The organism is Legionella sp. km772, from assembly GCF_003989735.1.
Lineage (GTDB): Bacteria > Pseudomonadota > Gammaproteobacteria > Legionellales > Legionellaceae > Legionella.
In genome coordinates this window covers 1-6335 of sequence record NZ_RZGQ01000160.1, presented here as the reverse complement: position 1 = coordinate 6335, position 6335 = coordinate 1, and the positions used below count along the sequence as shown (strand labels likewise).

The window sequence follows — 6335 nt, the reverse complement described above, 5'->3', positions numbered from 1 at the left end:
AAATCAAATAATCACTATAAAGATCAAGCATATCCATTTAATTCCCTCCCTAAAATTAAGGGCGGAATTCTAATGCTTTTTAGTCAAACTACAAGTTTATGTGCGTAACATGAGTTATTAACCTCAAACGATTTACTGGATACCCAGACCCAGACGGTCTATGGTATCTGGGATAAACCCGCAACCACTGCCAAATACTTACGCGCCGATTTACAAGCGCAAACCCTAAGCTTTGTTGCGAAAGCGAGTTCCGGCTTATCGGCAGATATTCTAACCGTAAGCAACAATACCGTGAACTGGAATACTAAAATGGGTTGGTATGCGGATCTAGCTGTAGCTGGGCAACGTATTATTACCAACCCTGATTTAGTCAATGGCGCCTTTGTAGCTACTTTAAATACCCCCCCTCTATCCGTCTGTGGCTCAGGCTTTACTTCCATGCTCTTAGAACTTAACTATGGAACAGGCGGTACCTTTACCACCGCGCAGATAGATATAAATGGCGATGGTGGCTTTACTACTGCTGATCAATACAATGGGAAATATGCGGTAGGTATTGGGCTATCAAGTAGTTATGCTACTGCACCTAATGTGTTAGGACCTAACCAAAATGATAAAATGGTAATCTTGATTACCCAATCAAATGGTACCCAGTCCACTATACTTAATCCTAATACGGCACCAAGGAAAGTCGGCTGGTGGGAAATACAATAGGAGAAATAATGATTTATCGCACAGATGCTAAAGGCTTTAACTTAGTGGAATTACTAATAACGGTTGCCATTATCGGGATTTTAGCCACTATTGCTTATCCCTCTTACCTTAATTATGTTAATCGCTCACATCGCTCTGATGCCTTTGCTAGCCTATCGCAAATACAATTGGTTTTAGAACGTTGTTATTCGCAAAATTTTTCATATACTGCCGCCTGCACCGCCAAACCCACCTTCCCCCTCAATTCGCCGCAAAACTATTACACCATTAATATCTCAAACTTAGGAACCTCTACTTACACATTAACGGCAACAACCCGCGGTGCGCAATTAAGGGATACTACCTGCGCCCAAATGAGTGTCAATCAAGCGAATGTCCGGACTGCGGTAAATAATGCGGGTGTTACCCAAACCAGCTGCTGGACTCCTTAAGATTCTGAAAGTACTTTACTTCTCCTCCTTCTTTCCATTACATTGTCGCTCTTAATGGAAAGTCCAATCTAAAATATATGGAAATTTTTTGCTTTTTTATCGGTATTCTTTATTTTTATACCCTTAACAACTATTTAATTCTTAGTGCCTTAATTCTCTTTTATCTTACCCCCAAGAGAAGGCTAGTTTTATTTTTACTTTTAGGCGTGCTTCTTGCCCTCATACACCAATGGTGGCAGGCTCCTATTAACCTGCCGAACACTGATCCTTGCGTTGTTCTTTTGGAAGGCACCGTTGTTTCTTTACCGGTAAAAAGCAAAGATAAAACCCAATTTATTTATTTAATAAAGAAAATAAACCAGCACAAGGCCCATGCCCTTATTCAATTGGCGTGGTATAATAATCCTTCTTTGCAAATACATGCCGGTGAAGAATGGCAGTTCAACGCTAAAATAAAAAAACCGCGTAATTTTCGCAATCCAGGAAGTTATGACTATGTCACTTCATTGCAAATTAAACATATTGCTTGGGTGGGCTATGTCATTCCAAAGCACAGTCATCTGATAAAATCCTCAGCAAGCGCAAGTTGGCTTAGTTGGCGCGAGCAGTTATCGCAGCAATTAGCAGGCTTAATTAACAATCCCCATCACTTAGGAATTATTGAGGCCCTCACTTTAAATATTAGCAGCCACCTTAGTCAGGAGGATTGGACTTTATTTCGCCGTACCGGAACTACCCATTTATTCGGCATTTCAGGTGAGCATATCGCCTTATTATCAGGATTATTTTTTTGGTTTTTTCGTAAATTATGGTCGCAAAATGCTGCTTTTTGTGTCTTGATTCCCGCCCCTGCGATTGCCGGCCTCCTTAGTTTTGTTCTTGCTTTTTTATATGCCTGTTTAGCGGGATTTGCTCCGCCGGTACAAAGAGCGTTGATAGGCTGTTTTTTTTATAGTTTTAGCTATCTAGGCCTTCAACGTTTAACACCCTGGCAAGTGTGGCGCTACGCCTTATTGGCCGTTTTATGCATTGAGCCCCATGCAGTATTCATGCAAGGCTTTTATTTTTCATTCTTAGCCGTAGTATGTCTATTAATAACACATCAACGCTGGCGTCATCGTGGGTATAAAGGCAACCTAGCCCTGCAATTGAGTTGTTTAATTGGTTTGATGCCTTTAAGCCTGTATTGGTTTTCCTATGCTTCAATCAACGGTTTTATTGCTAACTTATTCGCAATTCCCTTAGTAGGCTTTATTATCGTTCCTCTCTCCTTGATTCTTCTTTGTATTAGTTCTTTTAGTTGGTCTTGGCTTATTGCCACTCCCTTAAACTGGTCCATTAATCTCTTAATGATGGGGCTCAAAGGAGTTCAGTATTTTGACCAGCTAAATATTTCTTGGGGCCTAACTAGCATTGAATTAACTCTTCCTCTTCTAGGTGCCTTGCTCCTCTTTGTTTTACTTCCGATCAAGCCTTTTCGAAGCCTTGCGTTATTATGGCTGCTACTGCCTTTTTTCCCAGCCAAGGAAGTAATTAATGCTGGTGAAGCCTTAATTCAGGTGCTCGATGTCGGACAAGGCTTAGCGGTGAGCATACGAACTAAACATCATGTTTTACTTTATGATACCGGTGATCAATATTTTCAAGGAAGCGATTTAGGGGCGATGGTAATTTTGCCGTTTTATGAATATCTAGGGATAAAAAAAATTGACGCCCTGGTGGTAAGCCATCCCGATAAAGACCATTTAGGAGGGCTTAAATCCATTGAAGCAAGCCTACCTATCGACCAGTTTATTGTGAATAATCCAAACTATTACCATCGCGGCCGCAATTGCCATGACTATGCCCCCTGGGACTGGGATGGGATCCATTTTCGTTTTTTCCCTATCTTAAAACAGTTTAAGGGAAAAAATAATAATTCCTGCATCTTACAAATTAGTAGTTCTAAAAATAGCCTCTTATTAACTGGAGATATTGAGCAAGAAGCAGAAGACTATTTAGTAAGCACCTTTGGCTCCCAATTAAAATCTACCCTGTTGCTACTTGCGCATCACGGCAGCAAAACCTCTTCTTCCTATCGGTTTCTCTTTGAGGCAGCCCCCCAAGCTGCCATTGCCTCTTTAGGATTTGCCAATCGTTTTCATTTCCCCCACGGCAAAACACTGGCCACACTAAAGGCGTTAAACATTGCATTCTATCGTACCGATGAGTGTGGAATGGTAACCATAAAATTAAGCGCAAATAAGCCTGGAGAATCAGTCGAATGTTTTGCTAAACAATAGATTAGCCTATTTAAATCATCGTAGATTTTGCCAAACGTGCCGATGAAGAATAAGGAAGTGCAAATTCTCCTATTAAAAATATTCTCAGTGACCAGCAAATACAAAATCTAATTTCTTTGTTATAATCCACCCTTTTTACTGATCTGTTCCTGTTTTAATCAACTTAAATAAACACAATAGGCTTACTACTGAGATGGATCTAAACCTCTATCCCTTCTCATTGAAGGAATCCAGTATCTGCATTAAACGGTAAGCTTAAGTTGAACAAGAACATTTAAATTTTAAGGTATAAGGAATGTCTCGCTCACACTCATCATTATTTCTGGTTGGTTTATTGTCAGCCTTTTCGCTATTAACCTTCGATTTATACCAACCTTCTCTTCCCTACATTACCCAATATTTTGCTACCACCCCGGCTTTAAGCCAATTGACTTTAAGCATCTATTTATTTCTTTTTGGTGTTACTCAACTTATTTGGGGGCCACTGGTGGATCACTTCGGTCGGCGACGCTTATTGCCCGGAAGTCTTCTGTTAGCGGCGGCGGCCAGTATCCTTTGTGCTTTTGCCCCGAACATCTACGTTCTAATTATTGGCAGGGCTTTACAAGGCGTAGCTTTGTGTTGTGCCAATTTGGTTTCTTTGTCTACTTCCAGAGATTTTGAAGACTCATTGGAGCGGGCGAAAATTTTATCTTATATATCCATGATTGTTTCAGGCTCCCCTATTATCGCCCCCGTAATCGGTTCTATTATTTTCACCTATTTAGGTTGGGAGGCTAATTTTATTCTTATGGCCGCGATTGCCCTTATTTTAATCTTAAAATCCCAGAAGGGTTTGCTGGAATCCCCTTTTTGGAAAGCGCCAACCGAGGCATTTTCAATTAAAAAAGTGATTAACAGCTATAAAGACATTCTCCCTTTACCTACCTTGTGGTATGGCTCCTTTATTATGATGTTTAGTTTTGCGGCAGTAATGCTTAGCGTGGTGAACTCCTCTTATATCATCATTGATCAACTTGGTTTTTCCCCTTTAGCGTACGGCATTATTTTTATATTTAATGGCTTAAACATTATTGTTGGAAACTATGTAGGAATTGGTTTAAGAAAATTTTTTAGCATGAGTACCACCCTTTATATGGGCTGTGCCTTAATTGTTTTAGGGGGACTCATCATGCTAGTACTCAGTAATCACTATGGTTTTAATCTGCTTGCCCTTTCATTTGCCCTTGTTGCTAACTTAGGAATTAGTGTCTGCGCTCCTCCGACCATGTCCTTAACACTTGAAGGTTTTAAAGAAAACACTGGAATTGCCCTAGCCTTTATTAATACCGTCCGTTTATTTGGCTCATCACTACTTTCTATTTTAATGGGCTACCTTCTGATAAAAAACCTTAATGCCTTACCCATAGGTTTAATCGTCGTGGGTTTTTGCACTGGGTATTGTGCATGGCGCTTTAATCATCTCACCGATGCTATTGCAGACAATGATTTAGACAGTGCAGAGGCAGCTTAATAAAAAATAGGGTATAATAATGTACTAAATGACTATTAAAAGAGTTAATAAAATAACTCTTTAACAAGGAACCGTTCAAAAGGCCTTAATTGGTTAAAATGAACGGTTCACAACGCATGAAGGGACTCCTTAAATTCTTATTAATGGTGACTGAAATGCCTGAATATTCTTTAACGGAGAAACAGCTTCAACTAAAAAACCTAGATGCTCGTATCATGAGCGCTCTAGAAAAATTTAAACAATTCAGTGATGAAAAAAGTATTCATAAAAGAAATATTCTCTTTGCTCTACAGCAATATCTTAAAGATGGAAATAAAGTTCAATTAGAGGCAGCCAAACAAGCAAACCCCCGCTGGGATGAATCGTCAAATCCTTTCGGCAGTAGGGTAAAGGCCTTAGTAGATGAAGCGATAAGCCTAGAGCAAAAAATCCGCTTCCTTAAACCAGACGGCAACAGACAACCCTTAAGAAAGAAAACCTAAACTCTGCATCCATTATTCGTCCAAAATCTATTGAGCGAATTGTTTGTAGTGGCGGTGGTGCTAAAGGCGTAGTATATCCAAGCTCTTACAAGGCGATGATAGATACCGGTGTCTATGAAAGTGCAAAAGAATTTTCGGGTGCCTCAGCCGGTGCGATTTCGGCTGCCATGATGGCTGTAGGCATGTCCAATGAGCGCTTTCGCGAACAGCTATTAACCACTAATTTTAAAGAGTTAATGGGGAAGACAGTTACTAAAAAAGGGCCTGGGGTTGGTGTTGTTGGCGGTCGCATTATTACTAAAACTGGCCTTCCGCTTTTAGAGTTTATTAAAAAAAATCTCAATGAATCAATTCAAGAAACCCTAGCACAAATCGATGAGACAGATCTTCCTAGAGATGCGTCCTTGCAGCAGCTATTTGCGAGAATCAAAAATTCCTCCGCATCAGAACTACGTATTAGCTTTGGCGATCTTGGTTTATTAAACCACTATTTTCCGCAACATTTCCGACAATTAACGATTCCGGCGGTACGTTTCCCGAATGGGGAGGTACAAATTTTTAACAGTGAATTAACTCCCGATGTGGAAATTGCTTTAGCATGCCGGGCTTCAGCTTCTCTACCAGTTATCCTACAACCCCAAGCGATAAGTATAAATGGCGAAGAACAACTTTTTGTGGATGGCGGCTTATTTGATAATCTTCCTACCGATTATTTTGATCGCGAAGCCGGTAGCTTTGTGAAAAATAAAAAGGCGGATCAAACTTTGGTTTTTGCCTTTGGCGAAGGGCTTGATAATAACTCATGTTACGCACATAAACTTGTAGTTTGACTAAAAAGCATTAGAATTCCGCCCTTAATTTTAGGGAGGGAATTAAATGGATATGCTTGATCTTTATAGTGATTATTTGATTT

Annotated in this window: 6 protein-coding genes; all 6 read left to right on the top strand. The window is 40.0% G+C overall.

The annotated features are described in order from the left end of the window. Positions 1-291: 291 nt before the first annotated feature. The 6 genes from ELY15_RS12645 (at position 292) to ELY15_RS12620 (ending at position 6252) form a co-directional block, all read left to right on the top strand. Positions 292-714 carry a hypothetical protein gene (locus ELY15_RS12645; RefSeq protein ID WP_127100589.1) on the top strand — a complete coding sequence of 141 codons (423 nt, stop codon included), beginning with the start codon at positions 292-294 and terminating at the stop codon, positions 712-714. 8 nt (positions 715-722) lie between these two features. Next, positions 723-1145, top strand: a complete 423-nt coding sequence (locus ELY15_RS12640; protein ID WP_127100587.1) for a type IV pilin protein — start codon at positions 723-725, stop codon at positions 1143-1145. 77 nt (positions 1146-1222) lie between these two features. Next, the gene (locus ELY15_RS12635; RefSeq protein ID WP_127100585.1) at positions 1223-3427 is read left to right on the top strand and encodes a DNA internalization-related competence protein ComEC/Rec2; all 2205 of its coding nucleotides are present in this window, start codon (positions 1223-1225) and stop codon (positions 3425-3427) included. Between the two features lie 295 nt (positions 3428-3722). Further along, entirely contained in the window at positions 3723-4940 is a 1218-nt protein-coding gene (locus ELY15_RS12630; protein ID WP_127100583.1) for an MFS transporter, read from the top strand. A gap of 98 nt (positions 4941-5038) precedes the next feature. Continuing rightward, complete coding sequence (locus ELY15_RS12625) at positions 5039-5422, top strand: hypothetical protein (RefSeq protein WP_127100581.1); 384 nt, start codon at positions 5039-5041, stop codon at positions 5420-5422. Positions 5423-5433: 11 nt separating this feature from the next. Continuing rightward, positions 5434-6252 carry a patatin-like phospholipase family protein gene (locus ELY15_RS12620; RefSeq protein WP_127100579.1) on the top strand — a complete coding sequence of 273 codons (819 nt, stop codon included), beginning with the start codon at positions 5434-5436 and terminating at the stop codon, positions 6250-6252. The last annotated feature ends 83 nt before the right edge of the window (positions 6253-6335 follow it).